Source organism: Anaerosacchariphilus hominis (assembly GCF_014290175.1).
Lineage (GTDB): Bacteria > Bacillota > Clostridia > Lachnospirales > Lachnospiraceae > Laedolimicola > Laedolimicola hominis.
Genome location: NZ_JACOOR010000003.1, coordinates 14,304 through 39,159, shown reverse-complemented (window position 1 = coordinate 39,159; position 24,856 = coordinate 14,304). Strand labels below are relative to the sequence as shown.

Below are 24,856 nucleotides of genomic sequence, written 5' to 3'. Positions count from 1 at the left end.
AAAGCAATGGAACAGATAGAAGATAAGAAACAGTTCGCGGTGCTGATTGACTCGGATAACATCAGCGCCAGGTATGCGGCAAGCATTTTCAATGAGATCGAAAACTACGGATATGCGTCCTTCCGACGGATCTATGGAAACTGGTCCGGCAAGTCCAACGGCTGGAAGGAGCAGGTGCTTCTGGAAAATTCCATCACGCCGGTTCAGCAGTTTTCCTACACTACAGGCAAAAACTCCACCGATATGGCCATGGTCATCGACGCCATGGATATCCTGTATTCGGGAAAGGTGGATGGCTTCTGCCTGGTGACCAGCGACAGTGATTTCACCCGGCTTGCCATGCGCCTCCGGGAGGAGAATATGTACGTCATCGGTATGGGCGAGTCCAAGACCCCCATGGCCCTGACCAAGGCCTGTAACAAATTTATCCACCTGAATCTCATCAACAAGCAGGTTGCCGATACAGAGACAGTGTCCGTTTCCGGCGGACAAAAGAAGAGTGGAAAGACAATGGCCGAGGAAGAGCATGGAAGCGCCGTGACGCCTCTGACCCAGATCGAGGACGCCATCATTTCCATCATCAACGATAATGAGAACAAGGGCAAGATCACCTATCTGGGAGAACTGGGAAGCCGTTTAAACGATCGCTTCACCGATTTTGATGTGCGTAATTACGGCTACACCAAGCTCATGGTATTCCTGCAGGATACCTGCCCCCGCTTAAGTCTCTACCAGCAGGATTCTGCCTGGGCAGTGGGCCTGAAGGGCGATCTGGACAGGACAAAGCTGGAGAAAGAGATTCTGGTCTTTATCCAGAACAGCGGCGGTCAGGTGGAAAACCTGTCGGTCATCTATGATAATATCCATAAAAAGTATCCCTCCTTCGATCTGAAGGATTACGGCTACAGCCGTCTGTCCAGTTTCCTGCGGAGCATCCGCTCCCTTTCTGTCAGCGGCAATGTGGTCAGCATCAAGGAGAAAAAAGGATGAGAGAAGAACACTGTTCCATGAAGCCGCTGGACGAGGTGGCTGGCTTTCCGGTGCGACCGGGCCTGTATGAGATGTATGGAGCCACGGCTCTGGAGGAGGGCGTGAACTTCACGGTCCATTCCCATGGAGCCACTTCCTGCGAGCTGCTGCTTTATCACCGGAAGGCGAAGGAGCCCTATGCGGTGCTGCCTTTTCCGGAGCGTTACCGGATCGGGAAAGTTTATTCTATGATCGTCTTCGGACTGGATATCGAGGAATTTGAATACGCTTACCGGCTGGACGGCCCCTGGAATCCGGAGAAGGGTCTGCTGTTCAGCCGGGATCATGTGCTTCTGGATCCTTATGCCCGGGCTGTGACCGGCCAGAGCGTCTGGGGAGAGATGCAGAAGCAGGAGGGTCTTTATCATGCACGGGTGGTGAAGAATAACTTTGATTGGGGCGACGCTCCGGATCCAAGCTATGACATGAGTGATCTCATCATTTATGAGCTCCATGTGCGGGGCTTTACAAGACATTCTTCCTCCGGTGTGAAGCATCCGGGAACCTTTGCGGGCCTGCGGGAAAAGATTCCCTACCTGCGGGAGCTGGGTGTTACGGCAGTGGAGCTGATGCCTATTTTCGAGTTCGACGAGACCATGGGAAAGCGTGAGGTGGACGGACGGACCCTGCTGGATTACTGGGGCTATAATACAGTCAGCTTTTTCGCACCGAATACCGCTTATACAGCTGCGGAGGAGTATAACCGGGAGGGCACGGAACTGAAGGAGCTGATCCGGGATCTCCACGGAGCGGGAATCGAAGTCATTCTGGACGTGGTGTTCAATCACACTGCCGAGGGAAATGAAAATGGTCCCTTTATCTCCTTTAAGGGCTTTGACAACCAGATTTATTATATGCTGACGCCGGAGGGCTTTTACTATAACTTCAGCGGCTGCGGCAATACCCTGAACTGCAATCATCCCATCGTCCAGGAACTGATCGTGGAGTGTCTGCGTTACTGGGTGAGCCAGTACAGGGTGGACGGCTTTCGCTTTGATCTGGCCAGTATCCTGGGACGCAGCGAGGATGGATCCCCCATGAGCAACCCGCCTTTGTTAAAACAGCTGGCTTTTGACCCACTTCTGGGGAATACCAAGCTGATTGCCGAGGCCTGGGACGCGGGTGGTCTCTATCAGGTAGGCAGCTTTCCGGCATGGAAGCGCTGGGCCGAGTGGAATGGCCGTTATCGGGATACGCTCCGCAGCTTCTTGAAGGGGGATTACTGGTTTGCCCCGGAGGCGGCCAGCCGGATCGCAGGCTCCGGGGATCTGTATTCGGAAAATCATACGGGCTACAGCGGATCGAATTCTTCCGTGAACTTTCTGACCTGCCACGACGGCTTCACCCTGCGGGATTTGTACAGCTATAATGGCAAGCATAATGAAGCCAATGGCTGGAACAATACAGACGGGGCTGATGACAATCGGAGCTGGAACTGCGGGGAAGAGGGAGAAACGAAGGAGCCCCGGGTGCGGAAGCTTCGCCTGCGGCTCATGAAGAATGCCTGCGCGGTACTTCTGTGCAGCAGAGGCACGCCCATGTTCCCGGCCGGGGACGAGCGGGGAAAGACCCAGTGTGGCAATAATAACGCTTACTGTCAGGACAATGAGATCTCCTGGATGAACTGGGAGGAGACAGAGGAGGCGGTGGAGCTCTATGAATTCTTCCGGTTCATGATAGGCTTCCGAAAATCCCACCCGGCCATCCGAAGAGAGCTGCCAAAAGCGGTCTGCGGGTTTCCGGGTATCAGTTTCCATACGGAGAGGGCATGGGACAGTGCGCTGACCTCGGATACCAGAGCCTTCGGCGTTCTGTACGCGGGGTATGAGAAAGAAAAGAACCGGGACGATCTGGTCTATCTGGCTGTGAATCCCTGGTGGGAGGGCATCCATGTGGCGTTGCCGGCCTTGCCGGAGGGAAAGGTCTGGATCTTAAGGGTCTGCACCTGCGACGGGGAGGCCGGAGCCTTTTATCCGGAAGGGAAAGAAAAAGAGGCCCGGGGAGACAGCCTGTATCTGGGAGCCCGTTCCGTTCTGGTTCTGGAGGCCCGGGAAGAAAACTAAAAAGGAAAATGAAAATGCTGATTGACTTAATGGAATTACTTGTGAAAATCATATTGATTATGGGAGCCGGTTATTTCTTCGCCAAAAAGAAGATTATCACACCCCAGGTAAAGCAGAGCCTGTCTACGGTACTGGTGCATATCGTACTGTATTTCAGTATCCTGTCCTCTTCCCAGCAGGCACTGAATACGGAGTATCTGAAGGGAATTCTGATGGTGTTCCTGGCGTCCTCCGTCTACTATGCGGTATCTATTCCGGTGATGCTGGGACTGGGAAAGGCCATGGGGCTTTCCCGGGGCAAAAAAGAGATCTTTACTACCATGGCGGTATTCGCCAATGTGGGCTTTATTGGGTTTTCCATGATCAGCGAGATCGTGGGGGAGGAGGGCGTGCTCTACGCGGTGGCCTATAACGCGGCTTATAATATCTTCTTCTTTTCCTGGGGTCTGTCCCTGCTGGCAAAGGGGACAGGGAAGACCCAGAAGGTCTCGCCAAAGGATATCCTGACCAATAAGATGCTGCTGGTATCGGTACTGGCCATTGTCTTCTATATGCTGCCCGTCCGGTTCCCGGCTTTCTTAAGCACTACCCTGTCCTCCGTGGGAGGGATGATGATGCCCATTTCCATGCTGGTCATCGGAGCGGAGATCGCGGAAATGAAAGTGGGCGATATCCTGAGGGACAAGTATTCTTTCGCCGTGTCCTTTCTGCGGCTCATTGCCATCCCGATTCTGATGATTCCGGTGGTGAAGCTTCTGGGCTTTTCTGCCAATACGGCCATGACCTTCGTGGTGCTTTCCGCCCTTCCGGCAGGCTCGTTGAATGTTATCATGGCCCAGGAGTACCGGTGCGAGCCGGAGTTCGCGGCCCGGGCGGTGGCCCAGTCCATGCTTCTGATGCTGGTAACCCTGCCGGTGGTGATTATGCTGGTTAAAGTTATCTGATAAGTTTTGACAAGTTTGAAAAAAAGAATTGACAAATTTATTTAAGCGGGGGTAAGATAGTAACCGATATTATTTACATATCAGTTTTCAAAAGGAGGAAACTATTATGAAAAAGGCATTAAGCTTACTTCTGGCTGGTTCCATGGTTCTTTCCCTCGCAGCTTGCGGCGGTTCCAAGGACACCACGACCACAACAGACAGCTCTTCTGCTTCTTCTGACGCAGCAGGAAGCGACACATTCAAGATCGGCGGCACAGGCCCCATCACCGGCGGCGCTGCTATCTATGGAAACGCAGTAAAGAACGGTATCCAGATCGCAGTTGACGAGATCAACGCAGCAGGCGGTATCAACGGATATCAGATCGACTATAACTTCCAGGATGACGAGCACGACGCTGAGAAGGCTGTCAATGCTTACAACAACCTGAAGGACTGGGGTATGCAGGTTCTCATCGGAACCACCACCAGCGCACCCTGTATCGCAGTTGTAGAGAAGACCCATGAGGACAATATGTTCCAGATCACTCCGTCCGGAACAGCAGTAGAGTGCGTACAGTATGACAACGCATACCGTATGTGCTTCTCCGACCCGACACAGGGTACTGAGTCCGCAAAGTACATCGGCGAGAACGGAATGGCACAGAAGGTAGCTGTTATCTACGACAGCTCTGACGTATATTCCACCGGTATCTATGAGGCATTTGCTGAGGAGGCTGCAAACCAGCCCTTCGAAATCGTGTCCGTAGAGGCTTTCACGGCTGATAACAAGACTGACTTCTCCGTACAGGTTCAGAAATCTAAGGATGCAGGCGCAGACCTGCTGTTCATGCCCTTCTACTACACAGAGGCTTCTCTGGTACTGGCAGAGTGCAACAAGCAGGGCTATGAGCCGACCTTCTTTGGCTGCGACGGTATGGACGGAATCCTGGGCGTAGAGAACTTCGATACCGCTCTGGCAGAGGGACTGACCTTCCTGGCTCCCTTCGTTGCAAAGTCTGAGGATGAGCAGGTACAGAGCTTCGTATCCAAGTACGAGGAAGCTTACGGCGAGACTCCGAACCAGTTCGCTGCTGACGCTTACGACTGCGTTTATGTAGTAAAGGCTGCTATCGAGGCGGCAGGCGCTACCCCGGATATGAGCGTATCCGATCTGTGCGATGCCATGAAGGCAGCTATGGCTGACGTATCCTACAGCGGTATTACCGGAAAGGACATCACCTGGGGCGAGGATGGCGAGCCGAACAAGGCTCCGCTGGTAGTTAAGGTTGTAGACGGAGAGTACACAGAGCTGTAAGTTACAGATCGTGTTACGATAACCCAACGAGGGGATTCTGCAGAAGGATCCTCTCGTTTTCGCATATACGACAGAGAACTTCCGCGGAAAACGGGAAATATGTCGTGTTAATGCAATAAAGTGTTGTGCGAGCGCAGCTTCTATGCTATAATGGAACGCAAACTCGTAAAACAGAAAAAAGAAGAGGTGTTATGTATGATAGGATTTATATCCTACCTGGTGAACGGCATCAGTCTGGGCAGTGTGTACGCGCTGATCGCGCTGGGCTACACCATGGTATACGGTATCGCGAAGATGCTGAACTTCGCGCATGGAGACGTTATTATGATTGGCGCTTACGTGGTATTTACCACAGTCAGTGGTATGGGACTTCCGCCGGTGCTGGGCGTTCTGATTTCCGTAGTGGCATGTACGGTGCTGGGCGTTCTGATTGAGCGGATTGCCTACAAGCCCCTGAGAAAGGCTTCTAAGCTGGCAGTACTGATTACCGCCATCGGTGTCAGCTATTTTCTACAGAACGTAGCACTTCTGATTTATGGGGCTAATACAAAGTCATTTACATCTGTGGTAACCGTTCCGGCCCTGAAGCTCATGGACGGACAGCTGGTGCTCTCCGGCGAGACCATTGTGACAGTTCTGGCCTGCCTGATTATCATGGCCGGTCTGATGCTCTTTATGAAGTATTCTAAGTCTGGACGCGCCATGCTGGCGGTATCTGAGGACAGCGGAGCGGCACAGCTGATGGGTGTCAATGTCAATGCCACCATTGCGCTGACCTTCGCCATCGGTTCCGCCCTGGCAGCTATCGCAGGCGTGCTGATGTGTTCTTCCTATCCGGCTCTGACACCCTATACGGGAGCTATGCCCGGTATCAAAGCCTTCGTAGCAGCGGTATTTGGCGGTATCGGTTCCATCCCGGGTGCCTTTATCGGCGGTATTTTGCTGGGCATTATTGAGATCTTAAGCAAGGCTTATATTTCCTCCCAGCTGGCGGACGCCATCGTGTTCGCGGTCCTGATTGTGGTTCTGCTTGTGAAGCCCACCGGACTTCTGGGTAAGCAGATCCAGGAGAAAGTGTAGGTGGAGAAGATGAAGAAAATGAGCAAACAGCTTCGCAGCAATCTGATTACATACGGAATTGTAGTTGCAGCTTATATTATCGTAACCTTTTGTATGCAGGCGGGCATGGTGTCAAGTTTGTTAAAGGGACTGCTGGTTCCCCTTTGCGTCTATGTGATTCTGGCTATTTCCCTGAACCTGACCGTAGGTATCCTGGGAGAGCTGAGTCTGGGACACGCGGGCTTTATGTGCGCGGGCGCTTTTTCCAGTGCGCTGTTTTCTAAAATCACAGCAGATGTGATTCAGCCTGCAGGTCTGCGGTTTTTCCTGGCGCTGCTGATTGGAACAGTAGTGGCGGCCATATTCGGCTTGCTGATTGGTATCCCGGTACTGCGTCTGAAGGGCGACTACCTGGCTATCGTTACCCTGGCCTTCGGCGAGATCATTAAGAACGTGGTCAATGTAGTGTTCCTGGGGCGGGACAGCGCAGGTTTTCATATGTCCACCAAAGATAGTATTTCGCTGGGACTGGAGCCGGGCGGACAGGTATTGATCAAGGGACCTCAGGGAATCACCGGAACCCCCAATGATTCCACCTTTCTCATCGGTATTATCCTGATCCTGGTGACGCTGTTTATCGTCATCAATCTGATCAACTCCCGTACGGGCCGCGCTATCATGGCCATTCGTGATAACCGGATCGCGGCTGAGTCCGTAGGTATCGATATTACCAAATACAAGCTGTTGGCCTTCAGCGTATCCGCAGCTCTGGCAGGAACCGCCGGCGTACTGTACGCCCATAACCTGTCTACCCTGATTGCGCTGCCGAAGAACTTCGGCTATAACATGTCCATTATGATTCTGGTATTCGTGGTTCTGGGCGGCATCGGCAATATCCGCGGTTCCATCATCGCTGCCGTGGTACTGACCCTGCTTCCGGAGATGCTCCGTGCCCTGAACGATTACCGTATGCTGATCTACGCAGTGGTTCTGATCGCCACCATGATCTTCACCTCCAGCCAGGGAGGCCAGGAGATCCAGGAGCGGATGAAGGCGTTTTTCAAGCGGAGAAGCAAAGCAGAGGAGGGAAAGTAAGATGGCATTACTGGAAGTAAAGAATCTTGGAATCTCCTTTGGCGGACTTCGCGCCGTGGACGACTTCCACATGGAGATAGAACAGGGACAGTTATACGGTCTCATCGGCCCCAACGGAGCCGGAAAGACCACGGTGTTCAATCTGCTGACCGGTGTGTATGAACCCACCGATGGCTATATCATGCTGGACGGCGAGAATATCACCGGGAAAAAGACCATTGAGATCAACAAGCACGGCATCGCCCGTACCTTCCAGAACATCCGATTATTCAGTGAACTGACAGTTCTGGACAACGTAAAAGTAGGACTTCACAATCATTACAAATATTCGACCCTGACCGGTATCCTCCGCCTGCCCAGATACTATAAGGTGGAGAAGGAGATGAACGAGCGGGCCATGGAGCTTCTGAAGGTCTTCGATCTGGATAAGGAGGCCGACTACAAAGCGTCCAACCTGCCCTATGGTAAGCAGAGAAAGCTGGAGATCGCCAGAGCCCTGGCGACGGATCCGAAGCTTCTGCTTCTGGATGAGCCGGCGGCCGGCATGAACCCCAACGAGACACTGGAACTGATGAAGACCATACGGTTTGTACGGGATAAATTCCATATGACGATTCTTCTGATCGAGCACGATATGAAGCTGGTATCCGGCATCTGCGAGAAGCTGACTGTCCTTAACTTCGGTCAGGTTCTGACAGAGGGCCCCACCGCAGAGGTGCTGAAGGATCCGAAGGTAATCACGGCTTACCTGGGAGAATAGGAGGAACGAGAATATGGCAATGCTGGAAGTAAAAGACATACAGGTATATTATGGCATGATTCAGGCCATTAAAGGAATCTCCTTCGAGGTAAACGAGGGTGAGATCATTGCCCTGATCGGAGCCAACGGAGCAGGTAAGACCACCACTCTGCAGACCATCACCGGACTGGTTTCCCCGAAGCATGGAGAGATTTTCTTTGAGGGACAGGATATCACGAAGATTCCTGCCCACAAGATCGTATCCATGGGAATGGCCCACGTCCCCGAGGGACGCCGGGTATTCGCGCAGCTGAGCGTTCTGGATAACCTGAAGCTGGGCGCCTTCACCCGGAAAGACAAAGAGGAGATCGAGGAGACTCTGGTCCGTGTATACAAGCGCTTTCCCCGTCTGGAGGAGCGTAAGAACCAGATGGCAGGAACCCTGTCCGGAGGCGAGCAGCAGATGCTGGCCATGGGCCGTGCCCTCATGTCCCATCCGAAGATCATCCTGATGGATGAGCCCTCCATGGGCCTGTCCCCCATCTTCGTAAACGAGATTTTCGACATCATCCAGGAAGTAAGCAAGAGCGGCACCACCGTTCTCCTGGTAGAGCAGAACGCAAAGAAAGCTCTCTCCATCGCCAACAGAGGCTACGTCCTGGAGACCGGCAAGATCGTCCTGGAAGGCGACGCCAAGATGCTTCTGGATAATGACCAGGTTAAGAAAGCGTATCTGGGAGAATAAAAAGAAGAATAAGAAGTAACAAAAATCCCCGTGGGCTCAAAGCCTCGCGGGGAATCTTTGTTATTTAGACATTTTATCGGAATTTACTCAGCATGCTCCAGCGCCAGAGTCTTGGTGGTAGCGTCGCATACTTCAGTCGGTCCGTAGTACTGGATAGCACCCGGATAAACGAAGCAGGTATCCTCAGCCCACTGCTCACGATGAGCCTCGAAGTATTTGAAGGGAGCGCCGTCCAGCTCAACCAGAGCCTTCTTGATAACGGGCTTGTCCTCGCCATGTCTTCTTTCGATGTTCATCATCTTGGTAATGGGCATACCGCCTGCAACCCACTCGCTGGCCGGCTTGGACAGGTTGGAAACCTTGGACAGGTATCCATTATAACCGTACTGGATCAGCATGAATGCGTTGTAACCCAGAGAGTAGCAGTAGTCGGAATCGAAGTTGGACGGGAATGCGCATCTTCCTTCGTATCCCAGGAAATGATGCAGAGCGGAGAACTTACCGTTGTAGGTTCCGGCAGCTCTTCTTGCTTCCAGTTTATCCTTAACCAGAGCGGAGAACAGCTTCTCAGACTCGATCAGGGAAACCTGTACATTGCCGTGGGGATCTCTCTCCAGGAACAGCTGCTGCTGGATAGCCTGGGGCAGGATAGCGAATACTTCCATGGACTCCTTGGTCAGGCCCTTCTCGATGAAGGAATACTTCTCTTCCCAGGTAGCCAGAGCGTTGAATGCCTCAGCCTTGCTGCCTGCCAGAAGCTCATTGATCTCCTGAATCAGTACGGAGAACTCCGGTACGAACTCAACCACACCCTCAGGAATGATAGCCACACCAAAGTTCATGCCCTTTGCAGCTCTCTTTGCTACAGAGTCAGCGATGTAGTCAGCGATCTGGGACAGGGACATCTTCTTTGCAGCTACTTCCTCAGAAACCAGGCAGATGCTGGGCTGAGTCTGCAGAGCGCACTCCAGAGCCACGTGAGAAGCGCTTCTTCCCATAACCTTTACGAAATGCCAGTATTTCTTAGCGGAGTTTGCGTCACGCTCGATATTACCGATGATCTCGCTGTAGGTCTTGGTAGCGGTATCGAAACCGAAGGAGCACTCGATATCCTCGTTCTTCAGGTCGCCGTCGATGGTCTTCGGGCAGCCGATAACCTGAACGCCGGTATTGTGTGCTGCGAAGTACTCAGCCAGTACGGCAGCGTTTGTATTGGAATCGTCGCCGCCGATGATAACAACAGCGGTTACGCCATGCTTCTTGCATACTTCGGAAACGATAGCGAACTGCTCCTCAGTCTCCAGCTTGGTACGGCCGGAACCGATGATATCGAATCCGCCGGTGTTACGGTACTGGTTGATGAACTCATCGTCGAACTCTACGAAATCATCGTTGATCAGTCCGCTGGGGCCGCCCTTGAAACCGTACAGAACGTTCTCCTTGTTGGTAGCCTTCAGCGCGTCGTAGAGACCGCAGATAACGTTGTGTCCGCCCGGAGCCTGTCCGCCGGAAAGGATTACGCCTACCACCTGCTTCTTGGGAGCAGAAGTGTTCTGGCCTTTCTCGAAGGTGATTTCCTTCTCACCGTAGGTGTTCGGGAACAGCGCCTTGATCTTGTCCTGATCTGCTACGCTCTGTGTCGCTTCGCCTTCTTTTACGCAAATATCTGCGATGCCGTTTCTGAGCATGCCCGGAAGCTTCGGAGTGTACTCATATCTGGCTTTCTGTAAAGCTGAAATTTCCATAACAAAAATCTCCTTTATAAAAATTTGTAACATTATAGTTCGGTTCGATTTTAATATATTTTGGGGAAAAAGTAAACAAGTACCGGGGAAAAAAAGCAGGATTTTCGGGAAAAAAGGAAAGGCAGGAAAAAAATTTGCGAATAGTCCTTGCCAGACGGACAAAAGTGTGCTATAGTCAACACGGTCGAAAAACACAAACCGATGAACTCTGGAGAGTCTCAAGCGATGAGCGCCGAAGGTGTAACACAGACGAAAAACAAACGTCTGTCTATCTCTCAGGCAAAAGGACAGGGCTTACATAAGCAGATTGTTCTACTCTTTGGAGGGCTGATTGAAAAATCAGCTCTTATTTTTGCGCCAAAATCCGGAAAAAAGGGAAAAGCGCAGCGAAATACGTGAAAAAGAGAGGGAAAAAGCGATGTTGGAATTTGTGAAAGCAGTGAATGAATGGATGTGGGGGTTGATTCTGCTCATCATCCTGTGCGGTACGGGAATCTTCTTTACGATTCGTTTGAAGTTTATTCAGGTACGGAAGTTCGGAGAGGGCTGCCGCCTTGTATTTGGACACTTTAAGTCATCCGGTGGAGAGCGGAAAGAGGGCGAGATGACCCCGTTCCAGTCTCTGGCCACCGCCATAGCGGCCCAGGTAGGTACGGGTAATCTGACCGGAGCGGCTACGGCCCTGATTGCGGGCGGTCCGGGAGCCATCTTCTGGATGTGGGTCAGCGCCTTTTTCGGAATGGCGACTATCTACGGCGAGGCCACCCTTGCCCAGGAATATAAGACAAAGAAGGACGGCGAGGTGACCGGAGGCCCGGTTTACTACATCCATCAGGCGTTTAAAGGAACCTTCGGACGGGTTCTGGCCGTGATTTTCGCGGTATTTATCATCCTGGCCCTGGGCTTCATGGGCAATATGGTACAGTCAAACTCCATCGGCGCGGCATTTTCCGGCGTCTTTGAATCCAGGAACATGAATATCCCGCCGGTGGCCATCGGTATTCTTCTGGCCGTGATCGCAGCCTTTATCTTTGTGGGAGGCACCACGAGACTGGCAGCGGTGGTAGAAAAAGTAGTTCCCTTCATGGCGGGCATCTATATCGTAGGAAGCCTGATTCTGATCGGCATGAATATTACCGCTCTTCCGGGCGCGTTTAAAATGATTTTCGTGGGTGCCTTTAATCCGACTGCAGTGGTCGGCGGCGCGGCAGGTATCACCGTACGGGAAGCCATCCGCTACGGCGTGGCCCGGGGACTTTTCTCCAATGAGGCCGGTATGGGTTCCACACCCCATGCTCATGCGCGGGCGGCGGCGAAAAATCCCCATGAGCAGGGACTGACTGCCATGATCAGCGTCTTCATTGATACCTTTATTGTACTGAATCTGACAGTATTCTCCGTGCTGACTACCGGAGCCCTGGATTCCGGCAAGGACGGCATCGCCCTGACCCAGGAGGCATTTATGAGAGGATTCGGAAGCTTTGGAGATATTTTCGTGGCCATCTGCCTTCTGTTCTTTGCCTTCTCTACGGTGCTGAGCTGGCATTTCTTCGGGCAAATCAACGTGCAGTACCTGTTCGGCAAAAAAGCGGTGAAGGTTTACTCCATCATTGTCGTAGCTTTTATTATCGTAGGTTCCACCCTGAAAGTAGACCTGGTATGGGAGCTGGCAGATTTCTTTAACGGTCTGATGGTTATCCCGAACGCCATGGCCCTGATAGCCCTGAGCGGTGTCGTGGTGGGAATCAGTAAGAAATACGGAAAAAAATAAAGTGAGAAAAGGATACCGTCGGCATTCATAGGAAGGATGCCGGCGGTATTTTTTATGGAATAGGAAATTCCGATAGAATTCCCTATTCCATAAAAGCAAGCAGAGCTTGCAAAGATGCGCACTCGGCGCAGTGGTAGATGGTTGCTGAAGCAACCGCGCCTCAGCGCGAGAATGTGCCAATGGCACATTCTTTCTTAGTTTCAGAGTGGAAAAAAGAAATCTTACGCAATCCCTGATTGAAATGGGGGTTATACTTGTGATATACTAAACCTAGTATTGAGCAGTGTGAGTACTGCGGACTACAAGAAGGAGATCCGAACATGAAACGAGTATTACTGAAATTAAGCGGTGAGGCTCTTGCGGGAGAGAAGCACACAGGCTTTGATGAGGCTACGGTTCTGGGCGTGGCAAATCAGGTGAAGACTCTGGTGGACGACGGCATTCAGGTAGGTATCGTCATCGGAGGCGGTAATTTCTGGAGAGGCCGTACCAGTGAGAATATGGAGCGTACCAAGGCAGACCAGATTGGCATGCTGGCTACGGTTATGAATTGTATCTACACCTCCGAAATTTTCCGCTCTGTAGGAATGAAGACCCAGGTATATACCCCCTTTGTATGCGGCGGCTTTGCCAAGCTGTTTACCAAGGATGAGGCGGTATCATTTTTGGAGGAAGGCGGCGTAGCGTTCTTTGCAGGCGGTACCGGACACCCCTATTTTTCCACAGATACAGGCACGACCCTTCGGGCCATTGAGATCGAGGCAGATGTGATTCTGCTGGCCAAGGCCATCGATGGCGTTTATGACAGCGATCCCAAGGTGAATCCGGACGCGAAGAAGTACGACGAGATCTCCATCGCTGAGGTGGTAGACAAGCGTCTGGCCGTCATGGATCTGACTGCTTCCATCATGTGCATGGAGAATAAGATGCCCATGCTGGTATTCGGCCTGGAGGGCGAGAACAGCATTGTAAATACCGTAAGAGGTAAGTTTAACGGAACAAAAATTACCGTATAAGTATTAACTGACTGGAGGATTTGAATATGGATGAGAGATTAAAAGTATATGAAGAGAAGATGACAAAGTCTTACGACGCCATGATCCGGGAGCTGACGGCGATCCGTGCAGGCCGGGCCAATCCCCATGTGCTGGACAAGCTGAAGGTGGATTACTACGGAACACCGACCCCCATTCAGCAGGTGGGAAATATCTCCGTACCGGAGCCCAGAATGCTGCAGATTCAGCCCTGGGAAAAGAGCCTGATCAAGGCCATCGAGAAAGCGATTATGACCTCTGATCTTGGCATTACACCGTCCAATGACGGCACTGTGATCCGTCTGGTATTCCCGGAGCTGACAGAGGAGCGCAGAAAGGATCTGGTAAAGGATATCAAAAAGAAGGGCGAGGCTGCCAAGGTAGCCATCCGCAATATCCGTCGTGACGCCAATGAAGCCTTCAAGAAACAGAACAAGGCCAATGAGATTTCCGAGGACGACATGAAGGATCTGGAGACCAAGACTCAGAAGATGACTGATAAGTACATTGCGGACATCGATAAGGCAGTGGAGGAGAAGTCCAAGGAGATTATGACCGTATAAGGACTTCATGCAAGAAAACAGGAGGGGACGGGCGGCTGCTTTTTGCTGCCCGTCCCATTGTGCGATTCAGACAGATGGAGCATCGGGTCGCCGGAATAACACGGAGGAATAAAAAATGGAAGAAAACAGAAAGATACCGCAGCATGTGGCCATCATTCTGGACGGCAACGGCCGTTGGGCCAGGGCCAAGGGGATGCCACGGAACTACGGACATGCCCAGGGTAGCAAGAATGTGGAAACCATCTGCCGGGAAGCCTGGAATATGGGAATCAAGTATTTGACCGTCTACGCTTTTTCCACAGAAAACTGGAAGCGTCCTCAGGATGAGGTGGACGCCCTGATGAAGCTTTTGCGGAATTATATGAAGACCTGTCTGAAGACCGCGGAGAAGAACCATATGCGGGTACGGGTCATCGGCGATAAGACCCGTCTGGATCCGGATATTCAGGAGAGGATCATGGAACTGGAGGAAGCGTCGAAGAATAATGACGGCCTGAATTTCCAGATCGCCATCAATTACGGCAGCCGGGATGAGATGATCCGGGCCATGAAGAAGATGGCGGCGGATCGGGACGCCGGGAAGCTTACGTTGGAAGATATCAGCGAGAGTACCTTTGAGAGCTACCTGGATACGGCGGGAATTCCGGATCCGGATCTGCTGATCCGCACCAGCGGTGAGCAGCGGCTGTCCAACTATCTGCTGTGGCAGCTGGCCTATTCCGAGTTTTATTTTGCCGACGTACACTGGCCGGATTTCTCAAAAGCTGAATTGGAAAAGGCCATTGACGCGTATAATAAGCGTGACAGACGCTACGGCGGCGTAAGGGAGGAATAAGATGAAGTCATTTCTTACGAGACTGATAAGCGGCATTGTGCTGCTGGCAATTATTATATCCACAGGAATCGCGGGCGGTCCGGTACTGTTTGGATTTACCCTTCTGATTTCCCTGATTGGATACTGGGAGTTTCTAAAGGTCTTCGGACTGGAGAAAAAAGCCCCAGGTATCTGTGGCATGATTTTTGCGGTACTTTATTATGGAGCTGTTTACATGGGGGAAGCTTTGAACCTGGCTGGGCCCCTTTTGCTGGTGGCCTTCCTGATGGTGCTGATGGGCATCTATGTGGTGACTTTTCCGAAGTATAAGACCGACGAGATCACCGCGCCCTTTTTCGGCCTGGTGTATGTGGCCCTGATGCTTTCTTTCTTATACCAGACCCGCATGATTCCTGTGGAGGGAAAAAATACGCCCATTGTGTATTTCCTGATTTTCATTTGTTCCTGGGGCTGCGATACCTGTGCTTACGCAGTGGGAATGCTTATCGGGAAACACAAGATGGCTCCTGTCTTAAGTCCGAAGAAGTCTGTGGAGGGTGGTATCGGCGGTATTGTGGGCGCAGCCCTTCTGGGAGCCATTTACGGCCTGATTTTTGAGCTGGACTGGCAGGGCTGTGTGATTCTGTGCGCGGCTGGCGGCGCCGTGTCCCAGATCGGTGATCTGGCGGCTTCGGCCATCAAGCGGAACCATGCTATTAAGGATTACGGCCATCTGATTCCGGGACACGGCGGTATCCTGGATCGGTTCGACAGCGTGATCTTTACCGCACCGATCATTTACGCGCTGACCCTTCTGGTGTTCAGCCGATAGAGTTTCATAAGGCAATGAGGAGAAAAGCATGAAGAAGATAGCAATTCTGGGCTCCACCGGTTCCATCGGAACCCAGACTCTGGAAGTGGCGAGAAATAACGGCGATCTGGAAATCGTATCTTTGGCTGCAGGCAGCAATGTGAAGAAACTGGAGGAGCAGATCCGGGAGTTCCATCCGAGAACCGTGGCAGTCTGGACGGAAGAAAAGGCAAAAGAACTGCGGGACGCAGTAAAAGATTTGGATGTGAAGATTGTATCCGGTATGGATGGCCTCATTGAGGTCTGCACCATCCCGGAGGCGGAGATCGTGGTGACTGCCATTGTAGGAATGATCGGAATCGTTCCCACTATTGCGGCCATGAAAGCAGGAAAAGACATTGCCCTGGCCAACAAAGAAACATTGGTGACCGCAGGGCATATCATTATACCACTGGCGAAAGAGACCGGCGTGAAGATTCTGCCGGTGGACAGCGAGCACAGCGCCATTTTCCAGTGTCTGAACGGAGAAACAAAAGGTCAGCTTAAAAAGATTCTGCTGACGGCCTCCGGCGGACCTTTCCGCGGGAAAAAAATAGAAGATCTGAAGAATATTCAGGTGGAGGATGCCCTGAAACATCCTAACTGGGCCATGGGCCGGAAGATCACCATCGATTCGTCCACCCTGGTGAACAAGGGACTGGAAATGATGGAGGCGAAATGGCTTTTCGGCGTGGAACCGAAGGATATCCAGATCGTGGTACAGCCCAAGAGTATCATTCATTCCATGGTGGAATTCGTGGACGGGGCGGTCATCGCTCAGCTTGGCACACCGGATATGAAGCTGCCCATCCAGTATGCCCTGTATTATCCGGAGCGCAGATTCCTGCCGGGTGAGCGGCTGGATTTCTGGAAGCTGACAGAGATCACCTTTGAAAAGCCGGATATGGAGACTTTCCGGGGACTGAAGCTTGCCTTTGACGCGGCTGCTGCGAGCGGTTCCATGCCCACGGTCTACAATGCAGCCAACGAGCGGGCGGTAGCCAAGTTTCTGGATCGGAAGATTGCCTATCTGCAGATTCCCGAAATCATCGAGACCTGTATGGGGCATCATAAGGTAAAAGAAAATCCGTCTGTGGAGGATATTCTGGAAACAGAACAGGCGGTATACGAATTCATCGAAAGCAGGTGGTAGCTTGAAGATTATACTTGCGCTTCTGATATTCAGCCTGATTGTGCTGTTCCATGAGTTTGGCCATTTTCTGCTGGCCAAGCGCGGCGGCATCGCAGTGACGGAGTTTTCTTTGGGAATGGGCCCCCGGATTTTAAGTAAACAGATCGGAGAGACCCGGTATTCTTGGAAACTTCTGCCCTTCGGCGGTTCCTGTATGATGGTGGGCGAGGACGGCGATAGCGACGACGAGAACGCTTTCGGGAAAAAATCCGTGTGGACCCGGATTTCCGTGGTGGCGGCGGGACCTATTTTCAACTTTATTCTGGCCTTTTTCCTGTCTTTATTCATCATCGGCAGTATCGGCTACGACGCGCCGGATGTGGTGGCTGTGGCAGATGGCTACCCGGCGGCGGAAGCAGGTATTCAGCCGGGAGACCGGATCGTGCAGATGAATCACACGAAGATTCATGTGTACCGGGAGGTCAGCCTTTATGTACAGACCCATCAGGGCGAGACAGTCACTGTGACCTATGAGCGGGACGGAGAGCGCCATGCAGTGACGCTGGAACCGAAGCTTTCCGAGAGCGGCACCTATCTGCTGGGCTTCCGTGGTTCAGGCGTCCGGACCAAGGGCAATATATTCCAGACGGTCTGGTACAGCGCCTATGAAGTAAAATACTGGATCAGTACCACATTGCAGAGTCTGGGAATGATGTTCCGGGGAAGGGTCAGCGCCGATGATATCTCCGGGCCGGTGGGAATCGTCAATACTATCGGGAATACCTACGAGGCCAGCAAGCAGGACGGCGGCTTTTATGTATGGCTGAATATGCTGAATATCTCTATTTTGCTGTCGGCCAATCTGGGCGTGATGAATCTTTTGCCAATTCCGGCGCTGGATGGCGGAAGACTGGTGTTCCTCTTTCTTGAAGTAATCCGCAGAGGAAAGCGGATCGATCCGGAGAAGGAGGGCATGGTACATTTTGTAGGCCTGATGCTTCTGATGGCGCTGATGCTGGTGGTGATGTTCAATGACTTTCGGAACATTTTATAAAAATATGGAATTTGAACCATAAATATTATTGTAGTAGGAGGATATAGATAACATGAAATTAGGTATTGTTGTAAATTAGCCTTTTTTCATAAATCTATATACCTCAATAAAAGTCCGTAAAACCGCATGGTTACAAGGTTTTTTGAAATTGTAAATTCATAAAACTTCATACAAAATCATATACTTTCATGCCATTTGGGTGTAGAAATGGGTGTAAAAAGATAGTCGAAAACCAGAGTCCAACGCATTTTATGTATTGATAAATGGGCATACAGATTTCTACGGATAGAACCATATAGCATGATAGAACAGAAGTTAAAATATTATAATGTACCGCACAGGCGGCGTTACCTTATCCCAACAGGGAAACAAGGAACGCCGCTATTTTTTTACCCTCATGTTACGCAGTAGGGGCAAAAAGAGCTTTGCTACATAAGGCTTTGCGGGTGCGGTTTTCACACAGTAAGGGATTGATACCTAAACCCTCAAAATTGCTGTTCTACTGCGTAACAAATATGAAGCAAAGGAGTTGATGAAGCTATGGCAGTTTTCCGCGTGGAGAGAAACACAGGATATACGGTTATGAGTAACCACCATTTACGCAATAAGGAGCTTTCCCTAAAAGCAAAAGGGCTGTTATCACAAATGCTGTCCTTGCCGGAGGATTGGGACTATACCCTTGCAGGACTGTCCTATATCAACCGGGAAAGTATCGACGCTATCCGCACCGCTGTATGGGAGCTTGAAAAAGCCGGATATATCACAAGACGGCAGGGACGCGACGAGAAAGGTAAAATGACCGCTATCGAGTACACCATTTACGAACAGCCACAGCCCCCGGCATTGGATTGTCCGGTATTGGAAAATCCAACAGCGGATAACCCGATATTGGAAAATCCGACAGCGGATAACCCGACGTTGGAAAATCCAATGCAATTAAATAAAGATATACAAAAGACTGACTTATCAAAAAAAGAAAAATCAAATACGGATTTATCAAATAACCATTCCATTCCTATCCTTTCCCCTAACCCCTCTCCTTTGAGGGAAGAAACGGCAGAGCCGGAACGGAAAGGAACGGAAGCGGCAGACGCATACAGCGTGTATGAGGAAATCATCAAGGACAATATCGAGTATGAGCATTTTATCAAGCATACCAACATTGACAGGGAACGATTGGACGAGATTGTGTCCCTTATCCTTGAAACGGTCTGCACCAAACGAAAGACAATTCGTATCGCCGGGGACGATTATCCGGCAGAGCTTGTCAAAGCAAAGTTTATGAAGCTCAACAGCAGCCACATTGAATTTGTCTTTGACTGCATGAAAGAGAACACCACGAAAATCCGCAACATCAAGCAATATCTGAAAGCGGTACTTTTCAACGCACCCAATACCATAGACAGCTATTACACCGCCCTTGTCAACCACGATATGTACGGCGGCTATTAAAAAACAGGAGGATTTTAGTATGGCACAGAAAACAGGAGCTTTGATTTTTGATGAAACGGCAGACCGTTACGACATTCGCTTTGACCTTAACGACTACTACGGAGGATTGCATTGTGGGGATTGCTTTGAAGTGTTTGTACGCGGCAAATGGAAGCCGACCCGCATGGAGTACGGGAACAACTGGTATCTTGTTGGTGTGAGGGCTTCGGATTTGAACGGGCTGCGGGTGCGTATCTAAAGGCGGCATGAAAAATGTACGCCTTATTTTTATGCCCCGAAGCGGCACACCACCCTAACCAAACTATGAAAGGAGGGATTTCATGCAAGATGAAGTCAATGAAAAAGTCGTGTCTTTAGCAATCAAAACATCTAAGCTGACCGCCGAAGTGCTGCAAAAGGCTATGAAAGCCCTGCTTGCCAAAGGCAAAGGGCAGCTAACCAAAGCCCCGCATGGAAAAATCACTATGCGGCAGCTTATGAAGCCGGGAGAAAAGGTTTCCAACATTGAGATTACCGACCAAAATATCAAAGCCTTTGACCCTATCGCAAGGAAAAACGGGCTTGATTACAACGTCAAGAAGATTGAGAACGGCAAGCCGCCGACCTATCTTGTGTCTTTTAAGGGCAAGGATATTGACGTTATGACCGAAGCATTTCGGGAATTTACCGCAAAGAAATTAGGCAGGGATAAAAAGCCCTCTATCCGCAAGCTGCTTTCTACTATGAAAGATAAGGCGGCAGCTCTGAACGAACAGAGGGACAAAGTGAAGAAAAAGGACAGGGAGGTATCGCTATGAAGCCAGAACTTAAAAAGCTGCTTATCCTAAACGCCCCCTATCTGCTCTTTGTCTATCTCTTTGACAAAATCGGACAGGCGGTGCGGCTCTCTCCGGGAGCTGACCTTTCCGGCAAGGTGCTTTCCCTTGCAGACGGCTTTTCCGCTGCCTTTGCAAACCCGCTTCCGAGCCTTGCCCCTATGGATTTGCTTATCGGTATTGCGGGGGCTGTCCTTATCCGGCTTATGGTGTACTTCAAAGGCAAGAACGCAAAGAAATATCGAAAAGGTATCGAATACGGTTCAGCCCGTTGGAGTGCATAATCTTAACTGTAAACAACGACTTTATGGACGCAGGAGGATATGCACATGAGCAATTACAATAAAATCACAGCCCTTTACTCCCGCCTTTCCGTAGGCGACGAGGACAGGGACGGCGGCGAGAGCAACAGCATACAGAACCAAAAAATCTTTTTGGAGAACTACGCCAAAGGGCAGCACCTAACCAATATCCGGCACTACATTGACGACGACGAAAGCGGCAGGTTTTTTGACCGTTCTGCTTACTCCCGCATGATTGAAGATGTGGAAAGCGGAAAAATCGGTGTGTGTATTATGAAAGACCTTACCCGCTGGGGGCGCGACTATCTCCAAGTCGGAAACGCTATGGAGATTTTCAGGCGGAACAATGTGCGCTTTATCGCAGTCAACAACGGCATAGACAGCGAAAACCCCGACACATTAGAGTTTGCCCCCTTTATCAATATCATGTCGGAGTGGTACGCAAAGGACATCAGCAAGAAAGTGAAAACGGGCATTAAGACCAAAGGCATGAGTGGAAAGCCGATTGCCACCGAAGCCCCTTACGGCTATATCAAAGCCCCGGACAACAAGGATTTTTGGATAATCGACGAGGAAGCCGCCGAGGTTGTACGCCTTATTTTCCGTCTGTTTTTGGACGGGAAAAACCGAAACCAAATCGCCGTATATCTGACACAGGAGCAAATCCCAACCCCCACTTTCTACATGAAAGACCGCGGGCGGGGAACTTGTAAAAATAAGACGCTCAACGAGGATAACCGTTACAAGTGGAACAAAGCCACGCTGACCCATATCCTCACGCGGCAGGAGTATTGCGGCGATGTAGTCAACTTCAAGACTACAAAGCATTTTCGGGATAAGCGAAACCACTATGTAGACAGAAGCCAGTGGCACATCACAGAAAATGTGCATGAGCCGATTATTGACCGCACCGACTTTGAAAATGTGCAGCGGATTTTGGAAAACGCACCTGTCAAACGCCCCAACGGGGACGGAGAAATCCACCCTCTGTCCGGCTTGCTTTTCTGTAAAGACTGCGGCGCAAAAATGCACATTCGCATAGATTACCGAAACGGCGGCAAGCGCCATGTTGCCTATTGCAGCGAGTACCACAAGGGAAAAGCCAAAAATCCCAAGTGCAGCTCTCCGCACATCATGGACGCGGATCTGCTCATGCAGACCGTAGCAGATGTGCTGAAAAAAATCGCGGAATACTCTATCAGCAACCGGGCAGAGTTTGAAGCCTTAGTGAAAAAGAGCCTTGCCATGCAGCAGACCGACAAGACAAAGAAACAGCAAAAGCGTATCCCGCAAATCACGACGCGCCTTGAACAGATTGACAAGGTGCTGAATAAACTTTATGAGGACAACGCGCTGGGGACTATCCCGCAAGACCGCTATGAGCAGATGTCGCAGAAGTATTCCGAAGAATACTACTCACTGAAAGCCGAGCTTGAACAGCTTAGGGAACAGCTATCCGCTTTTGAGAACGCGGGAGGACGGGCGCAGAAGTTTGTAAAGCTGATAGACCGTTACGCTGACTTTACCGACCTTACCCCGACTATCCTCAACGAGTTTATCAGCCGGATTGAAGTGCATGAGCGTGACAAGAAAAGGGCGAAACAGGCTATTCAGCATATCGGGATATATTTTAACCATATCGGCAGATTTGAAAATGAACTGACACAGCTTGCAGAGCCGACAGAGCAGGAAATCCGGCAAATGCGTGAGGAAATCGAAGAAGCAAGAAAGGAAAAGAGCCGCGCCTACCACCGCAACTATTCAAGAGAATACCGGGCGAGAAATCTTGAAAAGAGGCGGGAGTACGACCGTATCAAAGCGCGGGAATATCGGGCGAAGAAAAAGGCGCAGGCTGCCGCCGCACTGTCCGCACCATAAAACAGAATAGCAACATCATAGAGGGATTTTCCGAACTACGGGAAGTCCCTTTTTTACGCCCGGAGAAAGGAGTAACCTATTGACAGAAAAGAAAGGAACACCCACCCCACCGACCAAACCGGACGGAGTTATCACGACACAGAGAAACGGGCAGACCATTGTTGCGGAGCTGTTTTTTAACCACAACGCCACAGAAACATTCTCCGACAAGCTGCTGAAAACGATACTTGCCGACAGTCTGCGTTTTTCTGCGTCTGACGGTCAAGAGCCGGAAAAAACAGAAATCTTGCGATAACAGCCGCCCCGACGATACATTCCCCGTTTGGGCGGTTTTTATCGTCAAAAACGCAGTTTTCCCCAAGTCAAGAGCCGAGGAAAACACCCGAAAAACACCCCTATTGCGTAACAGGGACGCAGAAAGGAGCTTGCATGAGAACAGGGCTTACCAAACAGGAAAAGACCACCGATATATGGTTTGACGAGAAAGACCCCCTTATCCATATCCGCACCCACAACACCAACCTCAAAAAGCGGCTTGCCGCTTATGCCGAGCAGTACCCCGACGAGTGCTACCAGACCGACACAGACCACGAAACAGGCTGCATGGAGTTTGATATTGCAAAGGGGCGTTTCTCTTTCCGTCTGACCGCCCCATACAATGAGCAACGCCGGAGAGCCGCCAGCGAAGCGGCGAAAGCTAACGCAAGCAATCTCACGCGAAGTGTGGTATAATTTTTTGAAAAAGTTTGAGATTTGATGTAGTATTCGTCGTTAAAACCGTAGTATATAGGTGAAGCCGGAGAGGAGGCGGTGCAATGATAGAGGATGAAAAAATCATAGAAATGTTTTTTGAACGTTCAGAACAAGGCATACGGGAGTTGGATATAAAATACGGAACAGTCTGCCACAATCTTTCCTATCATATCGTAGGAAGTAGGCAGAACGCAGAGGAATGTGTAAACGACGCTTATTTAGGTGTATGGAACACTATTCCCCCTGCACGACCTAACCCACTTTTATCCTATGTTCTGAAAATCGTTCGGAACATTTCAATCAAAATTTATTGGAGAAAGGAAGCAGCCAAACGAAGCAGCCATTACACGATTGCTTTGGAGGAAATTGAAACCTATGTAGCAGATACTCACACAGTAGAAGCAGAAATTGAAGCTAAAGAATTAGCCCGTATCATTGAAAGTTTTTTAGATACGCTGACTACTGAAAACCGCGTTATTTTCATGCGCCGCTATTGGTTTTCTGACAGCTACAAAGACATAGCCGAGGTTGTGGGGCTTTCAGAGAAAAATGTCTCTGTCCGGCTGACCCGTATCCGCGAAAAGATGAAACAATATTTAATTGAAAGAGAGGTCTTTATATGAACGCAAAGAAGTTTTCCGACGCTATGAGCGAGCTTGACAACAAATACATTGACGAAGCCCTTAACTATAAGAAAAAGGTCAAGAAGCCCATTTGGATTAAATGGGGAGCTATGGTAGCCAGTTTGCTCCTTGTTTTTACCATGTCTGTTCCAGCATTAGCGGCAGCAGATTTTGGACCAGCTTATAATCTACTCTACAAGGTATCTCCGGCAATTGCCCAAAAGTTAAAGCCTGTTAGTATGTCCTGCGAGGATAATGGGATTAAGTTTGAAGTAATTTCGGCTTATGTTGAGGGTAGCGAAGCAAAGATTTTTATTTCCGTACAAGATATTGACGGAGATAGAATTGATGAAACGACAGATTTGTTTGATAGCTTTAGTATCAATACACCTTTTGATTGTAGCAGTTCGTGTGAAAATATAAGCTATGACACCGAAACAAAAACCGCCACTTTCCTAATTTCTATATCACAATGGAATGAAAAAGACATTATTGGTGAGAAAATTACTTTTTGTGTCCGAGAAATGCTGAGCAATAAGCAGGAATATGATGCGATATTGACAGATTTGGATTTGACCCAAATTAGTGCTACACCAAAAACAATTACCCCGACTCAAATTTGGGGTGGTGGGGGAACAAACTACAATGAAATGGAAAACAATTTTCAGGCATTGAAAACAACAGGTATTCTGTGTTCCCCTATTGCTGAGGTAGATATTACAGCCATGGGATATGTGGATGGGAAATTGCATATACAAGTCAAGTACGAGGATAGTTTAGAAACGGATAATCATGGCTATATCTATTTCAAAAATGACAAAGGAGAGGAAATCCACTGTATCGCAAATATTGCATTTTCTACTGATAGTGAACATCAAGAACGGTATGTGGAATATGTTTATGATTTGTCAGATGTTGATTTAACCCAATATAAAGTATATGGATATTTTGTTACGAGCGATACACATATCGAAGGAAATTGGAGTGTTACTTTCCCTTTAGAAAGCATAAGTCAATAAGTTTTCGTAGTTACCGATATAAATACAAACCAAATAATTCAATGAGAGCAGCCTTTTTCACACAAAAACGGCTGCTCTTTTCT

24 protein-coding genes, 1 pseudogene and 1 riboswitch are annotated in these 24,856 nt (G+C 50.1%); of the genes and pseudogenes, 24 read left to right on the top strand and 1 reads right to left on the bottom strand.

What is annotated here, in order from left to right; genetic code table 11:
- The first annotated feature begins 6 nt into the window (after window positions 1-6).
- The 8 genes from H8S44_RS05105 (at window position 7) to H8S44_RS05070 (ending at window position 8,968) form a co-directional block, all read left to right on the top strand.
- The gene (locus H8S44_RS05105; RefSeq protein ID WP_186871564.1) at window positions 7-990 is read left to right on the top strand and encodes an NYN domain-containing protein; all 984 of its coding nucleotides are present in this window, start codon (window positions 7-9) and stop codon (window positions 988-990) included.
- Complete coding sequence (locus tag H8S44_RS05100) at window positions 987-3,092, top strand: glycogen debranching protein (RefSeq protein WP_186871563.1); 2,106 nt, start codon at window positions 987-989, stop codon at window positions 3,090-3,092. The genes H8S44_RS05105 and H8S44_RS05100 overlap by 4 nt, the downstream gene beginning before the upstream one ends.
- 14 nt (window positions 3,093-3,106) lie before the next feature.
- A complete protein-coding gene (locus tag H8S44_RS05095; protein WP_186871562.1) occupies window positions 3,107-4,036 on the top strand; it encodes an AEC family transporter in 930 nt (309 codons plus the stop codon).
- A 103-nt stretch (window positions 4,037-4,139) separates the two neighbouring features.
- Entirely contained in the window at window positions 4,140-5,330 is a 1,191-nt protein-coding gene (locus tag H8S44_RS05090; RefSeq protein WP_334297562.1) for an ABC transporter substrate-binding protein, read from the top strand.
- A gap of 198 nt (window positions 5,331-5,528) precedes the next feature.
- On the top strand, window positions 5,529-6,410 hold the full coding sequence (locus H8S44_RS05085) for a branched-chain amino acid ABC transporter permease (protein ID WP_186871865.1): 882 nt from the start codon (window positions 5,529-5,531) through the stop codon (window positions 6,408-6,410).
- Window positions 6,411-6,419: 9 nt separating this feature from the next.
- Complete coding sequence (locus tag H8S44_RS05080) at window positions 6,420-7,484, top strand: branched-chain amino acid ABC transporter permease (protein WP_186871864.1); 1,065 nt, start codon at window positions 6,420-6,422, stop codon at window positions 7,482-7,484.
- Between the two features lies 1 nt (window position 7,485).
- Window positions 7,486-8,244 (top strand): ABC transporter ATP-binding protein, encoded by a 759-nt coding sequence (locus tag H8S44_RS05075; RefSeq protein ID WP_186871560.1) that lies wholly within the window; start codon window positions 7,486-7,488, stop codon window positions 8,242-8,244.
- A 13-nt stretch (window positions 8,245-8,257) separates the two neighbouring features.
- Window positions 8,258-8,968: an ABC transporter ATP-binding protein gene (locus H8S44_RS05070; protein WP_186871559.1), complete on the top strand. Its 711-nt coding sequence runs from the start codon at window positions 8,258-8,260 to the stop codon at window positions 8,966-8,968.
- Between the two features lie 83 nt (window positions 8,969-9,051).
- On the opposite strand, the gene H8S44_RS05065 is transcribed toward H8S44_RS05070, so the two are convergent.
- Window positions 9,052-10,713 (bottom strand): diphosphate--fructose-6-phosphate 1-phosphotransferase, encoded by a 1,662-nt coding sequence (locus H8S44_RS05065; protein WP_186871558.1) that lies wholly within the window; start codon window positions 10,711-10,713, stop codon window positions 9,052-9,054.
- 198 nt (window positions 10,714-10,911) lie between these two features.
- Window positions 10,912-11,014, top strand: a riboswitch (glycine riboswitch).
- 117 nt (window positions 11,015-11,131) lie between these two features.
- On the opposite strand from H8S44_RS05065, the gene H8S44_RS05060 reads away from it, so the two are divergent.
- The 16 genes and pseudogenes from H8S44_RS05060 to H8S44_RS04985 all read left to right on the top strand — a co-directional run bounded on the left by H8S44_RS05060 (window position 11,132) and on the right by H8S44_RS04985 (window position 24,773).
- Window positions 11,132-12,484: an alanine/glycine:cation symporter family protein gene (locus H8S44_RS05060; protein ID WP_186871557.1), complete on the top strand. Its 1,353-nt coding sequence runs from the start codon at window positions 11,132-11,134 to the stop codon at window positions 12,482-12,484.
- A gap of 320 nt (window positions 12,485-12,804) precedes the next feature.
- Complete coding sequence (gene pyrH / locus H8S44_RS05055) at window positions 12,805-13,500, top strand: UMP kinase (RefSeq protein WP_186871556.1); 696 nt, start codon at window positions 12,805-12,807, stop codon at window positions 13,498-13,500.
- Window positions 13,501-13,526: 26 nt separating this feature from the next.
- Window positions 13,527-14,081, top strand: coding sequence for a ribosome recycling factor (frr, locus tag H8S44_RS05050; RefSeq protein ID WP_186871555.1), 555 nt, complete (start codon window positions 13,527-13,529; stop codon window positions 14,079-14,081).
- A 115-nt stretch (window positions 14,082-14,196) separates the two neighbouring features.
- On the top strand, window positions 14,197-14,916 hold the full coding sequence (locus tag H8S44_RS05045; protein ID WP_186871554.1) for an isoprenyl transferase: 720 nt from the start codon (window positions 14,197-14,199) through the stop codon (window positions 14,914-14,916).
- A 1-nt stretch (window position 14,917) separates the two neighbouring features.
- On the top strand, window positions 14,918-15,727 hold the full coding sequence (locus H8S44_RS05040; protein WP_186871553.1) for a phosphatidate cytidylyltransferase: 810 nt from the start codon (window positions 14,918-14,920) through the stop codon (window positions 15,725-15,727).
- Between the two features lie 28 nt (window positions 15,728-15,755).
- A complete protein-coding gene (gene dxr, locus H8S44_RS05035; RefSeq protein WP_186871552.1) occupies window positions 15,756-16,898 on the top strand; it encodes a 1-deoxy-D-xylulose-5-phosphate reductoisomerase in 1,143 nt (380 codons plus the stop codon).
- Between the two features lies 1 nt (window position 16,899).
- Window positions 16,900-17,931: an RIP metalloprotease RseP gene (gene rseP / locus H8S44_RS05030; protein WP_186871551.1), complete on the top strand. Its 1,032-nt coding sequence runs from the start codon at window positions 16,900-16,902 to the stop codon at window positions 17,929-17,931.
- A 540-nt stretch (window positions 17,932-18,471) separates the two neighbouring features.
- Window positions 18,472-19,383: a DUF6017 domain-containing protein gene (locus H8S44_RS05025; RefSeq protein ID WP_186871550.1), complete on the top strand. Its 912-nt coding sequence runs from the start codon at window positions 18,472-18,474 to the stop codon at window positions 19,381-19,383.
- A gap of 19 nt (window positions 19,384-19,402) precedes the next feature.
- Window positions 19,403-19,621 (top strand): DUF5348 domain-containing protein, encoded by a 219-nt coding sequence (locus tag H8S44_RS05020; protein WP_118530728.1) that lies wholly within the window; start codon window positions 19,403-19,405, stop codon window positions 19,619-19,621.
- Window positions 19,622-19,703: 82 nt separating this feature from the next.
- Window positions 19,704-20,180, top strand: a complete 477-nt coding sequence (locus H8S44_RS05015) for a PcfB family protein (RefSeq protein WP_118530730.1) — start codon at window positions 19,704-19,706, stop codon at window positions 20,178-20,180.
- A pseudogene (locus H8S44_RS05010) lies at window positions 20,177-20,473 on the top strand (VirD4-like conjugal transfer protein, CD1115 family); the annotation flags it as partial. The gene H8S44_RS05015 and the pseudogene H8S44_RS05010, both read left to right, overlap by 4 nt.
- 54 nt (window positions 20,474-20,527) lie before the next feature.
- Complete coding sequence (locus H8S44_RS05005) at window positions 20,528-22,378, top strand: recombinase family protein (protein WP_055304249.1); 1,851 nt, start codon at window positions 20,528-20,530, stop codon at window positions 22,376-22,378.
- A gap of 79 nt (window positions 22,379-22,457) precedes the next feature.
- Window positions 22,458-22,673, top strand: coding sequence for a transposon-encoded TnpW family protein (locus H8S44_RS05000; RefSeq protein ID WP_055304251.1), 216 nt, complete (start codon window positions 22,458-22,460; stop codon window positions 22,671-22,673).
- A gap of 134 nt (window positions 22,674-22,807) precedes the next feature.
- The gene (locus H8S44_RS04995) at window positions 22,808-23,110 is read left to right on the top strand and encodes a hypothetical protein (RefSeq protein ID WP_055304253.1); all 303 of its coding nucleotides are present in this window, start codon (window positions 22,808-22,810) and stop codon (window positions 23,108-23,110) included.
- 83 nt (window positions 23,111-23,193) lie between these two features.
- Window positions 23,194-23,754 (top strand): RNA polymerase sigma factor, encoded by a 561-nt coding sequence (locus H8S44_RS04990; protein WP_055304255.1) that lies wholly within the window; start codon window positions 23,194-23,196, stop codon window positions 23,752-23,754.
- On the top strand, window positions 23,751-24,773 hold the full coding sequence (locus H8S44_RS04985; protein WP_055304257.1) for a DUF4179 domain-containing protein: 1,023 nt from the start codon (window positions 23,751-23,753) through the stop codon (window positions 24,771-24,773). The genes H8S44_RS04990 and H8S44_RS04985 overlap by 4 nt, the downstream gene beginning before the upstream one ends.
- Window positions 24,774-24,856: the final 83 nt, after the last annotated feature.

Coding starts and splice junctions, on each gene's coding strand:
- H8S44_RS04995 (WP_055304253.1), top strand. CDS start 22,808: ATGAGAACAGGGCTTACCAAACAGGAAAAGACCACCGATATATGGTTT.
- H8S44_RS05075 (WP_186871560.1), top strand. CDS start 7,486: ATGGCATTACTGGAAGTAAAGAATCTTGGAATCTCCTTTGGCGGACTT.
- dxr (WP_186871552.1), top strand. CDS start 15,756: ATGAAGAAGATAGCAATTCTGGGCTCCACCGGTTCCATCGGAACCCAG.
- frr (WP_186871555.1), top strand. CDS start 13,527: ATGGATGAGAGATTAAAAGTATATGAAGAGAAGATGACAAAGTCTTAC.
- H8S44_RS05080 (WP_186871864.1), top strand. CDS start 6,420: ATGAAGAAAATGAGCAAACAGCTTCGCAGCAATCTGATTACATACGGA.
- H8S44_RS05040 (WP_186871553.1), top strand. CDS start 14,918: ATGAAGTCATTTCTTACGAGACTGATAAGCGGCATTGTGCTGCTGGCA.
- H8S44_RS04985 (WP_055304257.1), top strand. CDS start 23,751: ATGAACGCAAAGAAGTTTTCCGACGCTATGAGCGAGCTTGACAACAAA.
- H8S44_RS05020 (WP_118530728.1), top strand. CDS start 19,403: ATGGCACAGAAAACAGGAGCTTTGATTTTTGATGAAACGGCAGACCGT.
- H8S44_RS05105 (WP_186871564.1), top strand. CDS start 7: ATGGAACAGATAGAAGATAAGAAACAGTTCGCGGTGCTGATTGACTCG.
- H8S44_RS05060 (WP_186871557.1), top strand. CDS start 11,132: ATGTTGGAATTTGTGAAAGCAGTGAATGAATGGATGTGGGGGTTGATT.
- H8S44_RS05070 (WP_186871559.1), top strand. CDS start 8,258: ATGGCAATGCTGGAAGTAAAAGACATACAGGTATATTATGGCATGATT.
- H8S44_RS05015 (WP_118530730.1), top strand. CDS start 19,704: ATGCAAGATGAAGTCAATGAAAAAGTCGTGTCTTTAGCAATCAAAACA.
- H8S44_RS05100 (WP_186871563.1), top strand. CDS start 987: ATGAGAGAAGAACACTGTTCCATGAAGCCGCTGGACGAGGTGGCTGGC.
- H8S44_RS05005 (WP_055304249.1), top strand. CDS start 20,528: ATGAGCAATTACAATAAAATCACAGCCCTTTACTCCCGCCTTTCCGTA.
- H8S44_RS05045 (WP_186871554.1), top strand. CDS start 14,197: ATGGAAGAAAACAGAAAGATACCGCAGCATGTGGCCATCATTCTGGAC.
- H8S44_RS05065 (WP_186871558.1), bottom strand. CDS start 10,713: ATGGAAATTTCAGCTTTACAGAAAGCCAGATATGAGTACACTCCGAAG.
- pyrH (WP_186871556.1), top strand. CDS start 12,805: ATGAAACGAGTATTACTGAAATTAAGCGGTGAGGCTCTTGCGGGAGAG.
- H8S44_RS04990 (WP_055304255.1), top strand. CDS start 23,194: ATGATAGAGGATGAAAAAATCATAGAAATGTTTTTTGAACGTTCAGAA.
- H8S44_RS05025 (WP_186871550.1), top strand. CDS start 18,472: ATGGCAGTTTTCCGCGTGGAGAGAAACACAGGATATACGGTTATGAGT.
- H8S44_RS05095 (WP_186871562.1), top strand. CDS start 3,107: ATGCTGATTGACTTAATGGAATTACTTGTGAAAATCATATTGATTATG.